Origin of the sequence: Stenotrophomonas sp. pho, from assembly GCF_006228405.1 — a bacterium.
Lineage (GTDB): Bacteria > Pseudomonadota > Gammaproteobacteria > Xanthomonadales > Xanthomonadaceae > Stenotrophomonas > Stenotrophomonas sepilia.
The window spans coordinates 1,748,691-1,771,079 of the sequence record NZ_CP029759.1; the positions used below are offsets into that span (position 1 = coordinate 1,748,691).

General features: G+C 66.0%; 16 protein-coding genes and 3 pseudogenes. 10 read left to right on the forward strand and 9 right to left on the reverse strand.

Annotated elements, in window-relative coordinates; translation table 11 throughout:
* Positions 1–16: 16 nt before the first annotated feature.
* Positions 17–712, forward strand: a complete 696-nt coding sequence (locus DL544_RS08290; protein WP_005416156.1) for a YiaD family glycine zipper/OmpA-like lipoprotein — start codon at positions 17–19, stop codon at positions 710–712.
* A 201-nt stretch (positions 713–913) separates the two neighbouring features.
* Here DL544_RS08290 and DL544_RS08295 read toward each other — a convergent pair whose 3' ends face one another.
* Entirely contained in the window at positions 914–1,945 is a 1,032-nt protein-coding gene (locus tag DL544_RS08295) for a LysR family transcriptional regulator (RefSeq protein WP_005416157.1), read from the reverse strand.
* A 369-nt stretch (positions 1,946–2,314) separates the two neighbouring features.
* Here DL544_RS08295 and DL544_RS08305 point away from each other — a divergent pair, with 369 nt between their 5' ends.
* The 5 genes and pseudogenes from DL544_RS08305 (at position 2,315) to DL544_RS08325 (ending at position 9,913) form a co-directional block, all read left to right on the forward strand.
* Positions 2,315–3,085, forward strand: coding sequence for an SDR family NAD(P)-dependent oxidoreductase (locus DL544_RS08305; RefSeq protein WP_053499154.1), 771 nt, complete (start codon positions 2,315–2,317; stop codon positions 3,083–3,085).
* 91 nt (positions 3,086–3,176) lie between these two features.
* Positions 3,177–4,400, forward strand: a complete 1,224-nt coding sequence (locus DL544_RS08310; RefSeq protein WP_032954097.1) for an efflux RND transporter periplasmic adaptor subunit — start codon at positions 3,177–3,179, stop codon at positions 4,398–4,400.
* Positions 4,401–4,527: 127 nt separating this feature from the next.
* Positions 4,528–7,697 (forward strand): annotated as a pseudogene (locus DL544_RS08315) (efflux RND transporter permease subunit).
* Between the two features lie 64 nt (positions 7,698–7,761).
* Positions 7,762–8,498 (forward strand): annotated as a pseudogene (locus tag DL544_RS08320) (SDR family oxidoreductase).
* The gene (locus DL544_RS08325; protein WP_065185200.1) at positions 8,492–9,913 is read left to right on the forward strand and encodes an efflux transporter outer membrane subunit; all 1,422 of its coding nucleotides are present in this window, start codon (positions 8,492–8,494) and stop codon (positions 9,911–9,913) included. Before DL544_RS08320 ends, DL544_RS08325 begins: the two are co-directional and overlap by 7 nt.
* Positions 9,914–9,955: 42 nt before the next feature.
* Here DL544_RS08325 and DL544_RS08330 read toward each other — a convergent pair whose 3' ends face one another.
* The gene (locus DL544_RS08330; protein WP_005416164.1) at positions 9,956–10,333 is read right to left on the reverse strand and encodes a VOC family protein; all 378 of its coding nucleotides are present in this window, start codon (positions 10,331–10,333) and stop codon (positions 9,956–9,958) included.
* 142 nt (positions 10,334–10,475) lie between these two features.
* Between DL544_RS08330 and DL544_RS08335 the strand changes: the two genes are divergently transcribed.
* Positions 10,476–10,739, forward strand: a complete 264-nt coding sequence (locus DL544_RS08335; RefSeq protein ID WP_049414598.1) for a hypothetical protein — start codon at positions 10,476–10,478, stop codon at positions 10,737–10,739.
* A 19-nt stretch (positions 10,740–10,758) separates the two neighbouring features.
* Here DL544_RS08335 and DL544_RS08340 read toward each other — a convergent pair whose 3' ends face one another.
* The 3 genes from DL544_RS08340 to hchA form a co-directional block, all read right to left on the reverse strand.
* Positions 10,759–11,616, reverse strand: a complete 858-nt coding sequence (locus tag DL544_RS08340) for an endonuclease/exonuclease/phosphatase family protein (RefSeq protein WP_139726979.1) — start codon at positions 11,614–11,616, stop codon at positions 10,759–10,761.
* Between the two features lie 240 nt (positions 11,617–11,856).
* Positions 11,857–12,561 carry a PA1136 family autoinducer-binding transcriptional regulator gene (locus DL544_RS08345; protein ID WP_065195842.1) on the reverse strand — a complete coding sequence of 235 codons (705 nt, stop codon included), beginning with the start codon at positions 12,559–12,561 and terminating at the stop codon, positions 11,857–11,859.
* 4 nt (positions 12,562–12,565) lie between these two features.
* Positions 12,566–13,438: a glyoxalase III HchA gene (gene hchA, locus DL544_RS08350; RefSeq protein WP_053499139.1), complete on the reverse strand. Its 873-nt coding sequence runs from the start codon at positions 13,436–13,438 to the stop codon at positions 12,566–12,568.
* A 379-nt stretch (positions 13,439–13,817) separates the two neighbouring features.
* Between hchA and DL544_RS08355 the strand changes: the two genes are divergently transcribed.
* Positions 13,818–15,041: a cytochrome P450 gene (locus DL544_RS08355; RefSeq protein ID WP_235645951.1), complete on the forward strand. Its 1,224-nt coding sequence runs from the start codon at positions 13,818–13,820 to the stop codon at positions 15,039–15,041.
* A gap of 17 nt (positions 15,042–15,058) precedes the next feature.
* Here DL544_RS08355 and DL544_RS08360 read toward each other — a convergent pair whose 3' ends face one another.
* Positions 15,059–17,080: an esterase/lipase family protein gene (locus tag DL544_RS08360; RefSeq protein ID WP_139726980.1), complete on the reverse strand. Its 2,022-nt coding sequence runs from the start codon at positions 17,078–17,080 to the stop codon at positions 15,059–15,061.
* 136 nt (positions 17,081–17,216) lie between these two features.
* Positions 17,217–17,701 (reverse strand): annotated as a pseudogene (locus DL544_RS08365) (hypothetical protein).
* 322 nt (positions 17,702–18,023) lie between these two features.
* Here DL544_RS08365 and DL544_RS08370 point away from each other — a divergent pair.
* Positions 18,024–18,632, forward strand: coding sequence for a hypothetical protein (locus DL544_RS08370; RefSeq protein WP_076739247.1), 609 nt, complete (start codon positions 18,024–18,026; stop codon positions 18,630–18,632).
* Between the two features lie 53 nt (positions 18,633–18,685).
* Here the strand turns inward: DL544_RS08370 and DL544_RS22220 are convergent, their stop codons facing one another.
* Positions 18,686–20,437, reverse strand: a complete 1,752-nt coding sequence (locus DL544_RS22220; protein ID WP_134979721.1) for a type 4 pilus major pilin — start codon at positions 20,435–20,437, stop codon at positions 18,686–18,688.
* Entirely contained in the window at positions 20,434–20,799 is a 366-nt protein-coding gene (locus DL544_RS08380; RefSeq protein ID WP_076739245.1) for a conjugal transfer protein TraD, read from the reverse strand. The genes DL544_RS22220 and DL544_RS08380 overlap by 4 nt, the downstream gene beginning before the upstream one ends.
* 461 nt (positions 20,800–21,260) lie before the next feature.
* On the opposite strand from DL544_RS08380, the gene DL544_RS21720 reads away from it, so the two are divergent.
* Positions 21,261–22,367, forward strand: coding sequence for a MobA/MobL family protein (locus DL544_RS21720; RefSeq protein ID WP_255313094.1), 1,107 nt, complete (start codon positions 21,261–21,263; stop codon positions 22,365–22,367).
* Positions 22,368–22,389 lie beyond the last annotated feature (22 nt).

Genomic DNA, 22,389 nt, shown 5'->3' on the forward strand with positions numbered 1-22,389 from the left:
AACCAAGGAGAACCTCATGATCCGCAACACCACCCGCAACGTCGCACTGGCCCTGATGAGTGCGGCCGTCCTGTCGGCCTGCGCCACCGGCGGCTCCTATGTGCAGAGTGACCAGTACGGCAACCCGACCGAACAGCAGAACCGGACCGGCCGCAACGCGCTGATCGGTACGGCCATCGGCGTGGCGGCCGGCCTGCTGACCGGCGACAGTGCTACCGAGCGGCGCCAGCACGCGCTGATCGGTGCCGGTATCGGCGCACTCAGCGGTGCCGCCGTCGGCCAGTACCAGGATCGCCAGGAACGTGCACTGCGCGAGCGCACCGCCAACACCGGCATCGATGTGCAGCGCCAGGGCGACAACATCATGCTGAACCTGCCGGACGGCATCACCTTCGACTTCGGCAAGGCGACCCTGAAGCCGCAGTTCTATGGCTCGCTCAACGGCGTGGCCGGTACGCTGCGTGAGTACAACCAGACCATGATCGAGGTGGTTGGCCACACCGACAGCATCGGCAGCGACGCAGTCAACAATCGCCTGTCGAAGGAACGCGCCGACTCGGTCGCGCAGTACCTGATCGGCCAGGGCGTGCAGAGCGTGCGTATCGAAACGCTGGGCGCCGGCAAGGCGTACCCGATTGCCGACAACAGCACCGATGCCGGCCGCGCCAAGAACCGCCGCGTCGAAATTCGCGTGATTCCGCTCAAGCAATAACGCGTAGCGTTACTGCTTGAGCCGGTCCGGCCATCGGCCGGAGCGAAAATGCCGCCCTTGCAGGCGGCATTTTTTGGGTGCCGAGCGTTGCTCGGCACACCGACAGCGCATGTAGAGTCGAGCCGGGCTCGACTCCCTCTGTAAACCATGCCGACCAAGGTCGGCATCTACCAGGAGATGGGTAGGCGCTCTTGTTGCAGGTTACGCCGCCGAAGCGGCCACCTTCTCCAGGATCCGCTTGCCACTGCTTTCCAGCGCGGCATCTTCCTGTGCCTTCTGCTGCTGTGCCAGCTTCGCGCCGGGGCACTGCGCCAGCATGTAGTTGGCATCGAAGTTGAGCTTCTCGACCAGGAAGTCGACAAACGCACGCACCTTCGGCGAGACCAGGCGGCCGCCGGCGAACACGGCATTGAAGTCCACTTCCGGGCCGGTCCAGCCGGCCAGCACGCGGCGCACCATGCCCGATTCGACGAACGGCTTGGCCATCACATCACCGGTCAGCAGCAGGCCTTCGCCACAGACCAATGCACCATTCAACGCAGACATGTCGTTGGCGGTCATCAGCGGGGTGACCGGGAAATCGCGCAGCTCGCCGCCGTTCTCGCCCAGCTGCCAGGTGAAGCGCGGCGAATTGCCGGTGTGGTACGGCTTGCGCATCGCCAGGATGCGATGGAACTGCAGCTCTTCCGGATGCAGCGGTTCGCCATAGCGCTCAATGTAGGCCGGGCTGGCGAACACCTGCGTGCGCAGGCTGCCCAGCTTGCGCGCGACCAGATTGGAATCGGGCAGGGCACCCACGCGCAGCGCCAGGTCCGCTTCACCGGCGATCAGGTCCAGCTTCTCGTTGCCCATGTGCATGTCCAGGCGGATCTCTGGATACTGCGCATGGAACTGGCCCAGCAGTGGCGCAATCCAGGTGATGCCGATCGAGTAGGGCACAGTGAAGCGCAGCCAGCCGCGCGGGCCGGACTGCAGCTGGCTCACCGCGCTTTCGGCCTCTTCAAGCTCGCGTGCGATGCGCTGGCAATGTTCGTGGTAGATCGAACCGGCTTCGGTCAGGCCGAGGCGGCGCGTGGTCCGGTGCAGCAGGCGCGCGCCCAGGCGCGTTTCCAGCTCCTGCACTTTGCGGCTGACCGTGGTCTTGGGCAGGCCGAGCGATTTGGCAGCGGCAATGAAGCTGCCTTGCTCGACCACTTTGACGAAGATCAGCGTCTCGTTGAGATCGTGGGACATGGTCGGGGATCCTGGACGTCGGGGATGGGACAATCGTGACAGAACGATTGGACCGGGAGCGGATGATTATTCCCCTTAATCAGGACTAATCAAGTAAAGGTTTGAGGTCTATCGTGGCGCCATTCGTTAATTGGAGCCCGTCCGCCATGAGCCTGCGCAACATTCTTGCCCGACTCCGGAACGCCGGCCAGAACACCCTGGACCTGGCGATGACCGTCGAAGCCCGTCCGAGTTCCTTGGTACACAAGGACTTTCGTGAGTTTACCGCGCCCATGCGTCAGCAGCGTGGCGGTGCCATCCGCCTGGTCCCGCACAAGGGCGACCGCCTGCGTCGAATTGGGACTATCCCGGATTTGGAGGAAATGTCCCGTGAATGGGATACTGACGCCCGAAGTCCTGGTCCTTGGCGGTACCGGTGCCGTCGGCCAGGGCGTGGTCGGCGCGTTGCTGGAAGCCGGCAGCCCGGTGCTGGTGGTTGGCCGCGATCCGGGCCGGCTGGCCGCGCTGCACGAGCAGTTCGCGGATGAGCCCGGACTGGAGACGCTGCTGGGCTCGCTCAGCGACGACGGCTCGGCACGCGCGTTGGCCGAGCGCATCGCGCAGCGCCCGCGTCCGCTGGCGGCGGTGATCGCGGCAATGGGTGGCCCCTACCGTCGCGGCCGGGTGATCGACCGCAACGGCGATGAGCTGCTGGGCGCGATGCAGGCCGACCTGATGCCGCACGTGCACGCCGTGCGCCACCTGCTGCCGCTGTTGCAGGACAACGTGCATGCGCGCCGCTACGTGATGATCGGCAGCCCGGCCAACGCCAAGCCCTGGGCGGGCTACGGCGAGACCTCGATCACCACCGCCGCACTGCGCATGTACGCGCAGGTGGTGCACCAGGAAGCGCAGGCGCTGGGCGTGCGCGCGCAGATGCTGGAAGTCTGCAGCCCGGTGTGTACCCCGGCCAACGCGGCCAATGCCTGCATCGAGTGGCCCAGCTCGCTGCTGGTCGGTCGTCGTGTGGTCTCCCTGCTTGATGGGTGCCGCGACAACCGCGCCATCGTCCGCTGCGACAGCAGCGATGCCGAATTGCCGCGTGGCCTGCTGCACCTGGAAGTTCCTCCGCTGTGGCGCGACACCGCAGGCATCGCTTGACCTCGACCATGGTTGAGGTCGCAGTATTCGCCGCCGATTTTTGCAACACGTTCCCATATCGCTGTACCACCCCTCCGTACGGATGCATGCCATGACTTCCCCCAATACCACCCCACATCGTTTCGGACATCGCATTGCGATGGCCGGCGTGTCGATCCTCGCCGCGGCCGTGCTTGCAGCCTGCAGCGGCGGCCATGCCGAAGAAGCCGGTGCACCGCCGCCGCCGCAGGTCAGCGCCGCGCCGGTACTGGTCAAGCAGGTCAGCCAGTGGGACGAGTTCAGTGGCCGCGTCGAAGCGGTGCAGAGCGTTGAACTGCGTCCGCGCGTGTCCGGTTACATCGACAAGGTCAACTACGTCGAAGGCCAGGAAGTGAAGAAGGGCGAAGTGCTCTTCACCATCGACGCGCGCAGTTACCAGGCCGAGTACGATCGGGCGGCCGCCGAACTGGCCCGCGCCCGTACCCAGGCCACGCTGGCCCGCAGCGAGTCCGAGCGCGCCAAGCGGCTGTCCGAGCAGCAGGCGATCTCCACCGAGACCGCCGAGCAGCGCCGTGCGGCTGCCGACCAGTCCGGCGCCGCCGTGCAGGCCGCGCAGGCAGCATTGGATGCAGCCCGCCTCAATCTTGAGTTCACCAAGGTACGGGCACCGATCGACGGCCGTGCCGGCCGCGCGATGGTCACCGCCGGCAACCTGGTCACCGCCGGCGACAGCGCCAGCGTGCTGACCACGCTGGTCTCGCTGGACACGGTGTTCGTCTACTTCGATGCTGACGAAAGCACCTTCCTGCGCTACGCCCAGATGGCACGCAAGGGCGAGCGCCCGAGCGAGCGTGACAGCGCGCTGCCGGTGAAGGTCGGCCTGTCCGGTGAAGAAGGCTACCCGCACACCGGCAAGGTCGACTTCCTCGACAACCAGGTGGCCCGCAGTACCGGGACCATCCGCGTCCGTGCGCTGCTGGACAACGCCGATCGCCAGTTCACGCCGGGCCTGTTCGCCCGCGTGCAGCTGCTTGGCAGCGGCCAGTTCCAGGCGCTGCTGATCGATGACAAGGCCGTGCTGACCGACCAGGACCGCAAGTATGTGTACGTTGTCGACAAGGATGGCAAGGCCCAGCGCCGCGACATCCAGCTTGGCCGCACCGCTGAAGGCCTGCGTATCGTCGAGCACGGCCTGGCGGCAGGAGACAAGGTGATCATCGACGGCGTGCAGAAGGTCTTCATGCCGGGCATGCCGGTGCAGGCCAAGGCCGTGGCAATGCAGCCGCAGGCCGTGCCGGCACCGGGCCGCGATGCCACCGCCGCACTGAACAACTGATCCGCCGTCTCCTGATCCGCGTCCCCGCTTAGCTGCCGGCGCCAGCGGCAGCCTTCCCTGCCTTCGTCGTATCGGCGAGGGGCAGGGTGGCTGTTGCCCGCCGAATGCCTTTCCCAGGAATTCCTCCATGGACTTTTCCCGTTTCTTCATCGACAGGCCGATCTTCGCGGCGGTGCTGTCGATCGTGATCTTCGCCGCAGGCCTGATCACGATTCCAATCCTGCCGATCAGCGAGTACCCCGAAGTGGTGCCGCCGTCGGTGGTCGTGCGCACGGTCTATCCGGGCGCCAACCCCAAGGTCATTGCCGAGACCGTCGCCACACCGCTCGAAGAGGCCATCAACGGCGTCGAAGGCATGATGTACCTGAAGTCGGTGGCCGGCTCGGACGGCGTGCTGCAGATGACCGTCACCTTCCGCCCGGGCACCGACCCGGACGCGGCGGCGGTGAAGGTGCAGAACCGCGTGGCGCAGGCGCAGGCGCGGCTGCCCGAGGACGTGCGCCGGCAGGGCGTGACCACGCAGAAGCAGTCGCCGACCTTCCTGATGGTGGTGCACCTGACCTCGCCGCAAGGCAAGTACGACACCCTGTACCTGCGCAACTACGCGCGCCTGCACGTCAAGGATGCGCTGGCGCGTATTCCGGGCGTGGGTGACGCGCAGATCTTCGGTGGCGGCGACTACGCCATGCGTGCCTGGCTGGACCCGGACAAGGTGGCTTCGCGCGGCCTGACCGCCAGCGACGTGGTGCGCGCCATGCGCGAGCAGAACGTGCAGGTTTCGGCCGGCCAGCTCGGCGCCGAACCGCTGCCGGACAGCAAGTTCCTGACCCTGATCAATGCCCAGGGGCGTCTGAAGACCGAAAAGGAATTCGGCGACATCGTGCTCAAGAGCGGCACCGATGGCGAGATCGTGCGCCTGTCCGACGTGGCCCGCCTGGAACTGGGTGCGGGCGACTACACCCTGCGCTCGCAGCTGGACGGCAAGAACGCGGTGGGTATCGGTATCTTCCAGTCGCCGGGTGCCAACGCGCTGGAAATCCGCGATCAGGTCATCTCGACGATGGACGAGATGCAGAAGACCATGCCGGCCGATGTGAAGTACGAAGCGGTGTATGACACCACCATCTTCGTGCGCGACTCGATCAAGGCCGTGGTTTCCACGCTGCTGGAAGCGATCGCCCTGGTGGTGCTGGTCGTGATCCTGTTCCTGCAGACCTGGCGTGCGTCGATCATTCCGTTGATCGCGGTGCCGGTGTCGGTGGTGGGTACGTTCGCCGCCCTGTACCTGCTGGGCTTCTCGATCAATACGCTGAGCCTGTTCGGCCTGGTGCTGGCGATCGGCATCGTGGTCGACGACGCGATCGTGGTGGTGGAGAATGTCGAGCGCAACATCGAGGAAGGCCTGTCACCCACCGCCGCAGCCCACCAGGCCATGCGCGAAGTGTCCGGCCCGATCGTGGCGATCGCGCTGGTGCTGTGTGCCGTGTTCGTGCCGATGGCCTTCCTGTCCGGTGTCACCGGCCAGTTCTACAAGCAGTTCGCTGTCACCATCGCTATTTCCACGGTGATCTCGGCGATCAACTCGTTGACCCTGTCGCCGGCCCTGGCCGCGCGCCTGCTGAAGGCCCATGGTGCGCCGAAGGACGGCCCGAGCCGCCTGATCGACCGCCTGTTCGGCTGGGTGTTCCGTCCGTTCAACCGCTTCTTCAAGTCCAGCTCGGAGAAATACGAGCGTGGCGTGGCCCGCATCCTCGGCCGCCGCGGTGCGGTGTTCGTGGTCTACGCGATCCTGCTGGTCGGTACCGGCGTGATCTTCAAGCTGGTGCCGCGGGCTTCATCCCGACCCAGGACAAGCTGTACCTGATCGCCGGCGTGAAGCTGCCGGAGGGCTCGTCGATCGCGCGCACCGATGAAATGCTGCGCAAGGTGGCCAAGATCGCCCAGGAAACCGACGGCGTGGCCCACACCATCTCGTTCCCGGGCCTGAACGCGCTGCAGTTCACCAACACGCCCAACACCGGCGTGGCGTTCATTCCGCTCAAGCCGTTCGCCGAGCGTCATGGCCGTACCGCTGCGCAGATCAATGCCGAGATCAACCAGAAGATCGCGGGCCTGCAGGAAGGCTTCGCGTTCGCGATGATGCCGCCGCCGATCCTCGGCCTGGGCAACGGCAACGGCTACCAGATGTTCATCGAGGACCGCGGCAACCTGGGTTACGGCGCGCTGCAGAATGCGGTGCAGGCCATGCAGGGCACCGTCGCGCAGACCCCGGGCATGGCCTTCCCGATTTCCAGCTACCAGGCCAACGTGCCGCAGCTCGATGCCGAGGTGGACCGCGTCAAGGCCAAGGCACAGGGCGTGCAGCTCACCGAGCTGTTCGACACCTTGCAGACCTACCTGGGTTCGGCCTACGTCAACGACTTCAACCAGTTCGGCCGCACCTGGCAGGTGATCGCCCAGGCCGATGGTCCGTACCGCGAGACGGTCGAAGACATCGGCAAGCTGCGGACCCGCAACGACCGCGGCGAAATGGTGCCGATCGGTTCGATGGTCACCATCAAGCAGACCTTCGGCCCGGACCCGGTGCTGCGCTTCAATGGCTATCCGGCAGCGGACCTGGCCGGTGAAGCCGATCCGCGCCTGCTGTCCTCGGCCGAGGCGATGAACAAGCTGACCGAGATCGCCGGCAAGGTGCTGCCGGTGGGCATGACCACCGAATGGACCGACCTGAGCTACCAGCAGGCGACCCAGGGCAAGGCGGCCTTCATCGTGTTCCCGGTGGCGATCATGCTGGCCTTCCTGGTGCTGGCCGCGCTGTACGAGAGCTGGTCGCTGCCGCTGGCGGTGATCCTGATCGTGCCGATGACCCTGCTGTCCGCCCTGTTCGGCGTGTGGTTGACCGGTGGTGACAACAACGTGTTCGTGCAGGTCGGCCTGGTGGTGCTGATGGGCCTGGCATGCAAGAACGCGATCCTGATCGTCGAATTCGCCAGAGAGCTGGAGATGGGCGGCAAGGGCATCGTTGAAGCGGCATTGGAAGCCTGCCGCCTGCGTCTGCGCCCGATCGTGATGACCTCCATCGCGTTCATCGCCGGCACCGTGCCGCTGGTGTTGTCGCACGGTGCAGGCGCCGAAGTGCGCTCGGTGACCGGTATCACCGTGTTCGCCGGCATGCTGGGCGTGACCCTGTTCGGCCTGTTCCTCACCCCGGTGTTCTACGTGGCCCTGCGCAAGTTCGTCACCCGCAACGGTGGTGGACAGCTGGTGCAGCACGGCGAGCCGACCATCCACCACTGATATGGAACCCCGTCGCCGCCGGTCATTGGCCGGTGGCGGCTTTCCCCTCACAAGGCATGCATCCATGAACACCCATCAGAACAAGATCGCGCTGGTCACCGGCGCCACCCGTGGCATCGGCCTGGAAACTGTGCGCCAGCTGGCCCAGGCTGGCGTGCACACGCTGCTGGCCGGTCGCAAGCGTGAGACCGCCGTGGAGCTGGCACTGAAGCTGCAGGCTGAAGGCCTGCCGGTCGAAGCCCTGCAACTGGACGTGACCGACGCGGCCAGCATCGCCGAAGCGGTCGAGCAGGTGCGCCAGCGCCATGGTCGTCTCGACATCCTGGTCAACAACGCCGGCATCATGATCGAGAACCCGGCGCAGGCACCGTCGGAACAGTCACTCGATACCTGGAAGCGCACTTTCGACACCAACGTGTATGCGCTGGTGGCGGTCACCCAGGCCTTCCTGCCGCTGGTCAAGCAGGCCAAGTCCGGGCGCATCGTCAACGTATCGAGCATGCTCGGCTCGCAGACCCTGCACGCCGACCCGGCGTCGGGCATCTACGATTTCAAGATCCCGGCCTACAATGCCTCCAAGGCGGCGGTGAACAGCTGGACCTTGAGTCTGGCCTACGAACTGCGCAATACCCGATCAAGGTCAACACCGTGCATCCGGGTTACGTGAAGACCGACATGAACGGCGGCAACGGCGAAATCGAAATCAGCGAAGGCGCACGTTCCAGCGTGGAAATGGCGTTGATCGGTGAATCCGGCGCCAGCGGCAGCTTCACCTACCTGGGCGAGGTGCTGCCATGGTGATCCGCACGTTGGCGATGGCCGTCTCCAGCCTGGTGCTGGCAGGCTGTGTCAGCGTCGGCCCCAACTACAAGGCGCCGATGCAGGAGCCGGTGGTCCTCCAGAGCGCACAGCAGCCGGTGTTCAGTACCGCTTCGCCGGTCGCCAGCTGGTGGGCGCAGTTCGATGATCCGGTGCTGGAACAGCTGGTGCACGGCGCACTGTCGGACAACCTGGACCTTCGCGTGGCCGTGGCCCGCGTCAGCCAGGCCCGCGCGGTGTTCGTGGAAAGCCGCCTCGACCAGGCTCCGCACGTCACCGCTGGCGGCAGCTACGACCGCCGCAAGCAACCCGATCCGCAGCTGGGTGGGCAGCGGGTGTTCAGTGAAAGCTACCAGCTCGGCTTCGACGCCGGCTGGGAGCTGGATCTGTTCGGCCGCAAGCGCCGTGCTGCTGAAGCCGCACGCGCCGACCTCGGTGCCGAGCAGGCCAACCTGGCCGATGCGCAGGTCCTGATCGCCGCTGAAGTGGCACGCAACTACTTCGAGCTGCGTGGTACGCAGAAGCGCATCGCGGTGGCCCAGCACACGCTGGAAAACCTGCGCGATACGCAGAAGCTGACCGAGGCGCGCTGGCAGCTGGGCGCAGGCAGCGAGCTGGATGTGCAGAGCAGCCGTGCCCGCCTGAAGGCGATCGAGGCTGACATCCCGTTGCTGGAAGTGGCCGAGGCGCAGTCGCGCAACCGGCTGGCCGTGCTGCTCGGCCAGCGCCCGGAAGTGCTGACTGACATGCTCGCGCCGCACGACGTACCGGCCTTCGCCAAGGCACTGCCGCTGGGCGATACCCGCGAACTGCTGCGCCAGCGTGCCGACGTGCGCGTGGCCGAGCGTCGCCTGGCGGCTGCGACCGCACGCGTGGGCGTGGCCACGGCGGACCTGTTCCCGCGGTTGTCGCTGTCCGGCTTCGTCGGGTTCCTCGGTGGCGATGCCAGCGGCCTGGTCAATGGCAACAACAAGGCCTGGTCGCTGACCCCATCGCTGACCTGGGCGGCATTCGACTTCGGCACCGTGCGTGCACGCCTGCGCGCCAGCAAGGCTGAAGCCGAAGGCGTGGCCGCGCAGTATGAGCAGGCGGTACTGCTGGCCCTGGAAGACACCGAGAACGCGCTGACCCGCTATTCCAAGCAGCAGGCACGGTTGGCGATCGTGGTCGAGCAGGCGCAGGCGGCACGGCGTGCCGAATCGCTGGCGCAGATCCGTTATCGCGAGGGCTCGGAGGACTTCCTGACCCTGCTGGATGCGCAGCGCACGCAGCTGGCAGCCGATGATGCGTTGGCGGCGGCCGAGTCCGAGGTCAACGTCAGCGTGGTGGGCGTGTACAAGGCGCTGGGCGGCTGGGGGCAATCACCGCAGCAACCGAGCGTGGCGCAGGTGCCCTGACGCCGGGGGGACGGAGGCCGTGGCTTCCGTCCCTTTGCTCTTTCAGGGCCACTGATTGGCCGGCACCTCGCGCTCGCGCATGCGCACGATGCAGAAGCGATGGCCGGTCGGTGCTTCCATCACCCACCAGCGCTTGACGAAGCCTATCCGTCGCGCGCCGAGCTTCTCCAGGCGGTCGGCCTCGGCATCGATGTCGTCGCTCTCGATGTCCAGATGCACCCGTGACGGGTGATCGACCCGCTGGACTTCAACGTCCAGGCCCGCCGGTGCGCCCAGCAGGTCGGCATACTCGGCGCCCCCTTCGGCACGCGCCGCCTGTGCCTGCAGACCGAGCGCGGCGGCCCAGAAACGGGCGCCTTCGTCGGCGGGAAGGTCCTGGCAGTCGATGATGAATCCTGCCAGCCGGCTCTGGTGTGCCATGTGCTGCTCCGCAGTTCGAGGGGTACGCGGCAGGGTAGCGCGGTGCATTCCGCGTACGTCTTCACCTTCGTGACGTTTCTGACTCTGCCGGATTGCGGGCTCGCCGTGTAACTAGTGGGTCAGGCACTCGGGAGGACAGGCAATGGCGGACGGAAGGCGGGATACCCAACGGATGTTGTTCGGCGATCCGGGTCCACCGGGTGCGGGCCTGTCAGTGGCGGTCGTGGTGCTGCTGGTGCTGGCGACGATGGCCGCAGCGGTCGGTTTCCTGCGCCTGCAGGATTCGATGCTGGGGCTGGGCCTGATCGGCGTCGCCGTGTTCCTGGCGATAGGGGCCCGCATCTGCCAGGCGCGCGATCAGCATCAGGCCCTGTATCGCCTGCTGTCGCGGCAGCCGCCGCTGTAGCTGCGGCTGCCGTGCGGGGTCAGTGCTTCGGCCAGTCCAGTTCGACCACCAGCGGGAAATGATCCGATGGCAGCACGCCATTGATGCGGCGGTCATCGGTCAGGAAGCTGCGCGCGCGGAAACCGCGCACCAGCACCCAGTCCAGCTGCGCGGTGGCCTTGCCAGTGAAATCGTGGAAGGTCAGTCGCGGGCCCTGCGGTGTCTTCACCTGGGCACGGGTGTCGTGCAGTACGCGGGTGAATGCCTTGTAGGTGTCGCCGCCGGGTTCGCTGTTGAAGTCACCGGTCAGCACCACCGGCAGGTCGGCCGCCAGTCCGGCCACGCGCCTGCCGATCAGCTCGGCACCCTTCACCCGGCGTGGTTCGTCCTCGTCGCGGTAGGGCAGGTGGGTATCCATGAAATAGAAGCGGCGGCCGTCATCGATGCGGCGGAACAGCGCCCAGGTGACCATGCGTGGATACAGGTTGCCCCAGGTGATGCTGCCGGGCACATCGGGCGTATCAGACAGCCAGAAGTTGCCTGATTCCTCGATCGCCAGCACCTTGCTGTCGTAGAACACGCCCATGTGCTCGTCGCCGCTGCCGCCGCGGCGGCCCTCGCCGAACCAGCGGTATCCGGGCAGGTGCTGGGCAAGGTAATCGGCCTGCTCCTGCACCAGCTCCTGGGTACCGATCACCGCTGGGTGCGCGTCGAGGATGACCTTCACCATCGCATCGCGACGGTCGGGCCAGCGCTTGCCGGGTTCGGTATCGGCCGGGGTGCGCACATTGAACGACATCACCTTCAACGGCGCAGGGGCTGCGGCCCAGGCGCTGGTCAGAGGCAGGGCAAGCGCCAGCAGCGCAGACAGCGCGGGGCGACGGAAACGCGACAACATCGTGGAATCCCTCCATTCCATGAAAACGGTTTCACAGAGCATGCCACGAATGCGAGGGCAGCGTTATGCAGGGATGGGTGGCTCGCGGATGCCGGGCGGGCGATGAACGCCCCGCCCGGTGGACCGCGCACCGGCGATCACGGGTCGTAGCTCATCCCGTCGCCTGCCTTCTGCAATCGCGCAGATGCACAGGGCGTATGCCGCACGCTGATCAGGCAGCAGGAAGTGCCTCCATCCTGATCAATCTTCAATCTCGCCACGGCGGCCTGCCGCGCGCACTGCCTGCGCGGTGGTGGCCACGCCCAGTCGTTGCCGCGCTCGCCGCAGGTGGTTCTCAACCGTGCGCGCAGACAGCCCCAGCGTGGCCGCTATCTCTGCCTGGCGCCGTCCAGCGGCGACCCAGCGCAGCACCTCGCGTTCGCGTGCGCTCAGCGCGCCCGCGCGGGTGTCGACCGGTGCTTCGGCAAGCCGCCGCGCCGCGCGGAAGACTGACGTGCCGACCATTTCAAGCAGCAGGCGCGCGCTGGCGGACGCATCAATCGAGGTGCCGGCGAAACTGACCGCACCCTCCAGACCGGTCGGGCCGAACACCGGCACCTGCAACCCATGCAGGCCATCGCCGCGAGGCTGCTTCACCACCTGGTAGCGCTCGCCACGCACGCCGTCGCGCTTGCTCCAGAAGAACGGCGCATTGCTGTCCAGCACATGGCGGTTGACCGGACAGGCGTGCAGGTAGCGGGCGAGTCCGCTATCGCTGCCGTCGCCGAACCAGTCACCTTCAATCCAGTACACACGCTGTGCGTCGCGCTCCAGCCCGGTTCCGGTGGCAAACACCAACAGGCGGTCGTAGCCCAAGGGTGAGGCGGCGGCGCGCAGCACGCCGCCCACCGCCGGCAATGACCGCGCCTGTTCCAGTTCCAGCAGCGCGGGCACCAGCGCAGGCATTGGCTCAGCGCCCCGCCAGCGCATCGAGCAGCGTACGCGCGGCCAGCTTGCCCAACGCGTTGCCGGCCAGCGGACTGTCGCCGGTCAGCAGCAGGCGATCCTGCAGCACGCTGCCATCGATGCCCTCATTGACGATCTGCACCCCCTGCTGGGCCAGCCGTTCACCGAAGAACCAACGCAGCTGCCCGGGCATGTAGCCGATCCCCGGTGTCTGCCGGTCCATTGCGTCGGGGAAGGCACAGATGCGGTAGCCACGGAACAGCGAGGCACCCTCGGCGTCGTCGACGCCCGCCGCCAGCAGCGCCGCCGGGCCATGGCAGAGGGTGATGATGTGGCGCTGCTCGGCCATGGCCCATTGCAGCGCGGCCTTCACCGCCGCGCTCTCCGGCAGGCCGATCAACGCGCCGTGCCCACCGGGAATGAAGACGGCGGCGTAGTCCGAATCGGCGCCCAGGCCGGCCACCACCTGATCCAGCTGCAACGGCTGGCGGAAGCGTTCCTGGTAGCGTTCGTACAGGGCGCCGATCTCGCTGTCCTCGTGTGGGAAGGCCCACCATTCGAACTTGACGGCGTTGCCGGACAGCGTCGCCACGTCGATGTCGAAGCCGGCCTTGTCCAGGTGGTACATCGGCAGCAGGGTTTCCACCGGATGGTTACCGGTGGAGAACAGGTGGCCATTGGCGGTCGGCAGATAGCGCTCGTCGGCGGCGATCATCAGCACCTTCCAGCGGCCATCGCGGCGCGCATCCGGATAGTCGGCGCCGGACAGGTCGCTCTTGGGCGAGGTGAACTGCGACAGCGAATACGGCGACGGGAAGAAGGCATCGCGCTCGGCCGGATCGGGGCTGGGCTGGCGGCTGGGCTCTTGCGTGTTCATGCAGACCTCCGTTGGGGGAAAGTGAGCCCAGCATAGGAGGCTGCGTGCGCAGGCGCGATGAGGGATTCCCCTCAATCGGCCGCAACCCGGATGCTGCAGCGCGCCACCCGGCCGGTTGGACAGTGGGATTATGTCGTGTTATCTAGCCAGTGCCGGGATAATCCCGGCATAACCACACAGCAAGCAAAGGAATGAAAATGAAAAGATTCGCCCGAGCATTGCGCGTCACTCTGAATATTCATCCGAACGAAAAGAGCAGCGTGTGGAATACCTGGCCGCTGTGGGTCGAATTCTGATCCTGCCAGCCAAACCCGCGATTGAGCGGTAGCAAGACGAAGGGACTCGTCTTTCGAGTCCCTTCCTGCCGGAGACGCACTGCATGCAAGGGATGTCGAATGAAGGCAGCGCCATTGCTGCCGAGCGCCTGGCTGCGCGCGTGGAGCGCGAAGGGCCTGTGCTGAAGCTGGAAACCGGTGGAATCGGGGTGTTCTGCCCGGAGCTTGCCGGCAAGGTCGACAAGGAAAATTCCGAGCAGCTGTACGTCGTCGAGTCGCTGGCCGACCTGTTCCGCCGTCACGAGCGCGTGCGCTGGACCGACGTGCGCAGCCTGATCGCCACCCGTAGTGCTGAGCTCACCGGAGCACAGACCCTGGAGGCACTGCAGTCGCGCATGAGGCAAGCTCTGGATGGGGTGTGCGGCCATGCGCTGGATGCCACGCCGGCGGTGTGGAAAGTGATGGCCCATCCCTTGATCCCGCTGGTGATCGACGGGCTCGATGCCCGCGGCACCGCAGCCATCGAACGCGCCCTGCATCTGCGCTACACCACCCAGGTCGAGCAGGTCATCCATCGGCGCCACCTGCTGCGCAACTTCCTCATCGGCCGTGCCGAATCACGGGCGATTGCCGCGGAACTCAAGCACCGTGTCCGCAGCGGACGTTCGGCGCTGGATTACGCGCAGTCATTGCTGAGCCTGCGAGAGCGCATCGGCCTGGACAAGGTCACCTACCTGGTCACCGTGCAGCTGATCGCCATTTCCGGCGTGCCCGGCATGATGGCCGCCTGCCTGCTGCTGGCGATGCAGATGCATCCACACTGGCGCCAGCGCATCGAGGAGGAATTCGCGCCGCTCTCGGAGGCGGAGATCCACGCGCTGCCGATGGCCAGGATTCCCTGCACGATGCGCTTCCTGAAGGAAGTGATGCGGCTGTACTCCACGCCCTTCAACAACCGCCGGGTGGCTGCCTGCGATCTGCAGGTGGAAGGGCAGGCCATCGCCGAAGGTACGGTCTTCGAGCTGAGCTCGTTCATCCAGCACCGCTCGGCGAAGTACTGGGATGACCCGCTGCAGTTCGATCCCGATCGCTGGTTGCCCGAACGGCGCAAGCGTACCGCCGGCATCTATGTGCCTTATGGCTTCCCCACGCGTTCCTGCGTGGGATCGGCGGTCGGCAATGCACAGCTGGTATTGCTGTGCGCGCTGCTGGCACGCGAGTTCCGCTTCACCCCCAGCGCCGACTATCGGCCCGAGGTGCGCATGGAGGGCTTTGCGATTCCGGCGGCGCTGCATGGCACGTTCTCGCGGCGTACGGCCGGTGCCTGATCTGTCGGGACGGCGGCTTACTTTCCCGTTCGCCCGTGTGCCTGCATGTCCTCATGCAGGATCCGCCGCAGCTCGACGATGGCCGGCGTAGCTTCCTGCACGCTGTGTCCGGACACGATCACCTTCTCCGAATCCGCGTGCGGCAGGTGCGAACTCCAGTAGGGCACCAGCCCGTCATCGGTCTTCTCAAGTGGGCCATCGGCCTTGGCGCGGGCGATGATCGAGTGGTAGTGCACCTTCGGTGACATCGGCAGGTCAGCCACGGCGCGGACGAACGGGTCGCCCTTGTCCAGGTTCTGGATGCTGTTCATCTGGTAGCCGTGCTTGCCGTCATTGCGGTCGATCTGGCCGTCGTTGGCGATGGTGGCGACGTCTTCCAGCACGGTCAGTGGCAACCGCACCAGTCGGCCGATCCACCGGCCGAGGCGGGTGCCCGCCACGTCGGTACCGCGATGCGGCGTGGCGATGAACACCACGCGGGACACTTCCGGTTCTGGCAGGAAGGTCAGCACCGGTGCGCCTTTGGTGCGCAGCAGTTCGCGCTGGGCGGGCGTCATCTGCGCGGTGGCCAGCAGGGTGTCGACCAGGTGGTCGCCGGAGGAGGAGATCATCAACCGTGCGATCACCCCGCACATGCTGTGCCCCACCAGCACCATGTCATGCGAGGCCTGCGCCTTGCCGCTGGGGTCGAAGTGCTTGAACGCTTCAGCCAGCGTGTGGCGCATCGCATCGTGGCTCATCGCGATGGGCATGTTGGTCGGGTAATAGAACTGCCAGACCTGGAACTCCCGGCGGATCTCGTCGTCGCGCAGCAGTTCGTTGGCCACGTTGACCCAGGCTTCCGGACTGCTGGCCAGGCCATGGATCATCAGCAGCACGCGGCGGTTCGGGTCGTAGGGCTGCATCATGTACAGATGCGGCGTGTCGATGCCGCCCTTGCCACCGAACAGCGTGCGCAACGACTGTCGGCTGAAGTTGGAGCGGGCCAGCCACAGCGCATAGCCGGCAGTGAAGTTGGCCGCCAGTGGCACCTGCTGGCCGTGCAGGGTCACTTCCGAAACCTGGTAGGGATCGTGGATCTCCAGCTCCGGCTCGTCATCGTGCAGCACCTCCCACAGGTTGTTCCCCGAGAAGCGCAGCAGCACCGTCATCGATGGCGAGGGCATCTCGCTCCAGCTCTGCGTGGCCGAAGTGCTGGCCTGCGTTGCCTGCGCCGCTGCCCGAGGCGTGGTGGCCGTGCTGCCGGCCGGGTCATCCATCACCGCCACCAGCTCGGCACCGAAGCCATCGCGGCGATGCACGCTGCGCAGCGTACCGGTGAACGACAGCGAGGCGGCGGGTACCAGCTCGCTGGGGGTACGCTGGTCCAGCGCCGATGCTTGGTCTGAAGGGGCCAGCACGAAGGTCCAGCGGCCCAGCTGGAAATGGCTGGCCTGGCCGTGCACGCGGCCGGTGGCATACGCGTTGTACAGCTGCACCGAGGCTTCCTGCACCGCCAGGTTGTAGTAGTCGCGCACCTGGGTCTGGCGGTCTTCGAAACCACGCTGGTTGGCGGTGCGCTCGGTGAAGAACAGATAGGCATAGGCCTGGCGCGCGACCTGCATCCACGCATCGAGGCGTGGCTGGAAGTCGGCATCCAGCTCGGTGACTGCGGTCTTGGCGCGGCCGGATGCCGAGTACTCGCGCTTTGGCGCCGGCAGGGTCATCGCATACTGCAGCCACAACTCGGCCAGGCTGGAGCGCTTGTCTTCCTCGCGCACCACGATGCTGCCTTCCATGGCCTCGATGCAGGGCAGGCCGGGCTTGGCACTGACGCCCTCATCGAGCCCGGCCACGCGCAGGGTCTCAATGGTCGCCGCGCTGAGCTTGCCGGAGGTCAGGATGTCACCGCGCTTGAGCGCGATGTACTGGCCGGGCGTGACCGAGGCAACCTGCACCGACGGCCCGAACTGGCGCAGCGTCGCGCAGCCGCCCAGGGTGAGCAGCACGGTGATGATGAGGGTCGTGCGGCCGATGAAGCCCAAGCCCGTGGTAGCCATGCGATGCTCCTGCGCGGTGGCGCCACTCTAGCGGTGGGCCTGTCAAAGCGGAATCTACCGGCTGGGTCGGGCTTGGCGGCGAGTGCGGTTGGTAGATTCGGGCAGTTCCGTGCGCCGGCTGCAGGTTCCTAGCCCATCAGTGGCTGATCTGGCACTTCACCGCCGCCGAATAGCCCTCGTAGTCGTCGCCTGCGATCACGTGCAGGGTGTGGTGCTTGTCGATGCGCTTCACGTACGAAGGTTCCTCGGTATTGGCATGCTCGTTGACCTCGGTCACCGACCAAGCCTTGGCCAGGCGCTTGGCGTCGACACCGTTCAGGTACACGAAGAGGCCTTTCTCACCCTCGGCCACGTTTACATCGGCACTGTTGACCGTGCCGCCAAACAGCGCGACCGGCTTGTCCTCAGGCTCGAAGGTGCCGCCCGGCTTCTTGGCCAGGCCGGCCGCCTGCAGGGCATCGATGGCGTCGGCCGCACTGAAATCCGAGCCCGCCTTGCAGGCCAGCAGCGCTTCCAGCGTGGCGGTGCCGGGCGGCGCGATGGCCGGGCTGCGGCGTGCGTGGCTGGGGCTGCGGCGAGCGCGGTGAGGAACAGGACGAGCGTGGTTGTGGCGATTTTCATTGCAGATCCTTCTGGCGGTCGCGAATGGAGGGACTGTTGTGTTGGCGGTGTCATCCCGATTATGCGCCACACGTCCTGCGCGACGTGCAGGCACAAAAAAGCCGGAACCCCAGTTGACGGGAGATCCGGCTTCTTGCGGCCTCGACAGGCCATACAGATGGTGGAGGTGGGCGGATCGTCCCAGCACCTCTTTCTAAGCAGTTGAACTGCAAGGAAAAGTTGCCGGGCCCGCTCCCTCAAAACGATACCTCAAACGATACCCAATCGTAGCATGCAGGCACGGTAAGGGGCTCGTGGGCGGCCGTTCTCGAAAGAGGACGGCATGCTGTGGAAACTTTTGGCGGTGATGGCTTTGTTGGCCGGCGTTCCGGCCTGGGCGCAGGGCGGTTCGATTCCGCCCACCGGAACGGAGCAGGGTTGGAAGGGGCTGCACCTGGCGGAACTGGTAAGCGAGCCCGGGGAGGGCCTGAGCGATTTCATGCTGCGCATTGCCCCGGTCCTGGACCAGCACACCCGTGAAAGCGGCCACGAGGTTTGCGGCATGGTCGCCCAGTCTGCGGATGCAGAGCGGTTTGGCATCCGCTTGGGCACGACGAAAGGGGCGATGACCTGTTCCATGTCGCGGTCCAACGTGCCCGACGGCATGCACGCCCTGAACGTCTCTATCCACTCTCATCCCCACACCCGTTCAGTGCTGCCGACCGCCGCAGACGTGTCCTTCTACGCGGAAAATCCGCTGTCGTCGGGCCGAATGGTGAAGCGTGGGCGTTCTGAGCGTGTGGGCGGCGCCTACTTCTCAAGCGGCGATTATGCCGCCGGCCCGGGCTACCTGGTGGCAGAAGGTCAGTTGCTCTACCAGGAGGGCAAAGGGACCGAACGAAACCTGGGCCACTTCGTTGTTACGCCGGGGGAGTTGGCGGAACCCAAATAAACCGAAATGAAGCCAAGAGGAAGCCCCGCAATGCGGGGCTTTCTGATGCTACGTCAGGGCAGAACGCGGTAGTAAAACGCAACGCTGCCGCGTATGACGGAGCCATTGTCAGTGGAGGCGTTGCCACGAAACTCAAACTCCACGCGCTTACCGTTGAAGCTGAGAACCTGGTTGCTAGCCGTGAATGACGTCGGGCTTCCCGGACGTGCGGTGTTGCTGCTGCTCCCACCGCCAGTGATGGTTGCAGTGATGCCATTGAACGTGATTTCTATCTGTCCATTGCCCCGCACTGGTCCCCAACTGCTGGACCACTCGGAACTCTGGCCCGCCAGGTAAGTCCAGCTCGTGGCTTCGGTCAACGTGCGGTTGCCCACGGTTCCGTAGGCATTGGCCACAGACAGATTGACGAATCCCGAGGTAACCACCAGCCCCTGCGTGGCGCAGGTGTTGGATGTAGTCCCCCACCCGCTGGTAGCCGTGTAGGTGCCGCTCCAGCTATCCGACGTGCTCGACACCGGCGAGCCGGTGGCGGCCGGGCACACCCAGGACGTGGTGCGCGTGCCGTTCTCGACGCGGCTGCGCTGCTGCCAGTGCTCGCCCACCTGGCCAGCCGGGCAACCGACGTTTTGGCGTTCGGCCGGCGCGTCGCGGGAGATGGCCACGGAGGTAGGCGACGGAGCCACGCACGCGGGCGCGCATGTGCTGGAAACAGTCGTCCACGGTCCATAGGTCCCCGTGGCCCAGGCCTCGTAAGGCCCGCCCACCTCGCCGCAATAGCCCTCTCGTTGCTGCCAGTGCTCGCCCACTTGGCCAGCTGGGCAACCCACGTTTTGAGATTGCGTCGGCGGCACCGTGCAGACCGGCAAAACCGTCGGCGTGCTCGGAGGTAAAACTCCCGGCGTTGGCGGCGGGGTCGTCGGTGTCGCTGGTGCTGGCGGGGCCGTAGGCACGGCCGGGGGTGGTGCTGAGGGCGTGCCAGGCGTCACCACGCCAGGCGTTCCAGGCACAGCATCGCCCACGCTGGGGGCTCCATTGACCGGGGCGACTGGCGTGGCTGGGTTGGTCGGGTTCACCGATGGCGGAGCCGTAGGCAGCGCGATGGACGACACCGCAACCGACGAGCCGGACGCCAGACCGGAGAAATACACGAAGCCCAGGCGGTCCCCGCCGTGCTGCTCGCACGCAACGGCGGCGCTGGCCGGGTCGTATTTGTTGTTCACATAGACGCTCTCGCCATTGACCTGCGCATCGGCCACGGCCGGGTCACCGGCCATCGCGGCAACCAGCTTGGCGCATGCCGCCTGGGGCACGTCGCGGGTTTCGACTAAAAACGAGTCGTTTCCACGTTTCACCGTGTTAGGCAAGAACGACACCAAGCCGCCCCATGCGTTGCGTAAGCCATCGCTGTGCCGCAGCCGCTGCGCGGCCAGCCCATCGGTTCGCACGAGGGACGTGGACAGCCCAGAGAAGCCGCCTACGATTCCTAGCGAGCGGTCGATGGCCGTTGCGGTTTCGCTGAAGTCCATTTGTGTTTGCTTCACGTCGGCGGCCACCGATGTGGGACCGAACAGCAGCCAGCCGGCGGCCGCCATGGCCGACATTGCGGCCAGCACCAACAACACCTCCACCAGCGTATAGCCGCCCGGCTTCTGGCCACGCGGAGCGCTTGGCGGAAGCGTCGGGCACTCCGCCTTGCGCTTGCGACGCGCGTCGAGCAAGTCGCCCAGCGAGCCCAGGAAGTGAACGCGCAGGGCTTCCCTCTGCTGTTCAAGCAGCGGGTCCGTGGGTCTCTTATCGTCGCTCATGACCGGGCCGCCTCTCGTGCGGCCGCACGAGCTTCGAGGTGTTTGATGCCGCGCTCGCGCAGTGCGTCCCGCCTTTGTGGTTCGCGCTCGAGTTGGCCGGCGATGATCAAAAGGGCACCCACAATCTCTGCCTCATCCCAGCCGTCTGCACCGGCGGCGATGACCAGCCCGCCCAACCCAATCTTGCGGTGCGCGTCGGCCGAGCGGAACAGTTTGGCGCGCTCCTTGGCCTTGTCGCGCGCGGCTTGGCGGGCCTGCCTCTCTTTCTCTTGCTTCTCAGCGACCAGGAGTTTTGCTTGTTCCTTCGCCGCGGCTTCCAACATCTTCGCCAGTTTTAGTTTTTGCTTTTCAATATCTGCCACGGCACGCCTGCATTAAGCCCTGATAAACCATGCAAGCAGATTCAGCGCGGAGCGCAAGGGGGTAGCGCCCATTTTCTGGCGCGAGCGAGCAGCGAGCGCCGCTTTTGACTTTGGCTAAAAAGTTGACAGTTCCGTTGTGCATGTAACTCTGATTCAGGGGGCCAGCGAGCGCAGCGAGCAGCCCCGGTTCTCTTGAGTTTGATGCGGGTGCGAAGCGCCCAAAGAAAACAACAAGAGCGCACTTAGAGTAATCCCTTCGGGATTACGTGCGGTCAGGGGCTTCGCCCCCGACACCCCGGCGCGCTTCGCACGCCAGCCCCCCATTGCTCGCCCCCAAGGGGCTGCGCTCGGAGACTGGATTGGCGATCTACCACCTCACTGCTAAGGCTTACTCGCGCTCGGGAGGACACTCGTCCACCGCTGGCGCTGCCTATCGTGCAGGGGTGCGGATTGAAGATGCATTGACCGGGACGGTCCACGACTACACGCGCCGCCAAGGCGTCGCGTTTTCGGCGCTCTGCCTTCCAGGCGAACAGACCGCCGACCGGGCCGAGTTTTGGAATCGGGTCGAGGCCCACCACAAGCGTGGAGACGCCATCACGTGCCGCGAGGTGGAGGTGGCGCTTCCCGCCGAACTTTCGGCCGAAAAGCGCCAAGAACTGGCGCATGGCTTTGCCCGCCATTTGGCCGAGCGCTACGGCGTGGCCGCTGACGTGGCCATCCACGAGCCGAGCAAGGGCGGGGACGGGCGCAACCACCACGCCCATATTTTGCTCAGCGCGTGCAGCGTCAACCCAGACGGAAGCTTGGGGAAGAAGGCTGTGGCGCTGGACCCGATTGCGTGCAAGCGAGCCAAGCAACCCACACTGGCCGAAAGGGAACGCGAGTTCTGGGCCACGGCCGTCAACCGCATGCTGGCCAGCGAAGGCATGGCTGCACGCGTGGACCATCGTTCGTTGTTGAGCCAGCAGGCCGCGGCCGTCCAAAACGATGACTTCGCCAAAGCGGCCCAGTTGGACCGCCCGGCCACTAAGCACGAAGGCAAAGCGGTCACCCAAGCCCGCCGCCGTGGCGAACGGTTGCCGCGCGCCAAGCGAAACGACCGGGTCCGCCGAGCGGCCGACAGCCGCGTCATCGCCCACGCCGAGCGCTTCGAGGCATTGAGAGCCCAAGCCGCAGCCGAGGGGCGCTTGGCCCATGTGGACGAGCAAGCCCTGCACGCACAAGCGCTTCTGGAACGCCGCAAAGAATCGGCGGTGCGCTTGCGCGCTGCTGCCCAGCCATCCCCCACCGAGGCCCCACGCCATGACCGAGCTACCACCAATCCCCAGCGCCGACGCGCCCCGCTCTCACGCGAGATAGCGTTGATGCTATCCGAGTCAGAAAACCCGGAGTTGGCAACGAGCGCATGCCTGCGCTGCGCCCACTCCACAACCTTAACCCTGGGCTGGCCGGTGGCGGACGACCAGCCGCCGAAGGGGCCGGATTTAGTCGTGTTTTGCGGACAGATGCACCGCGACATCACGACCCTCGTCCGGCGGTGCTCCGCATTCCAGTCCAACTCCTGACGCCCAAGCCAGGGGCCGCCGT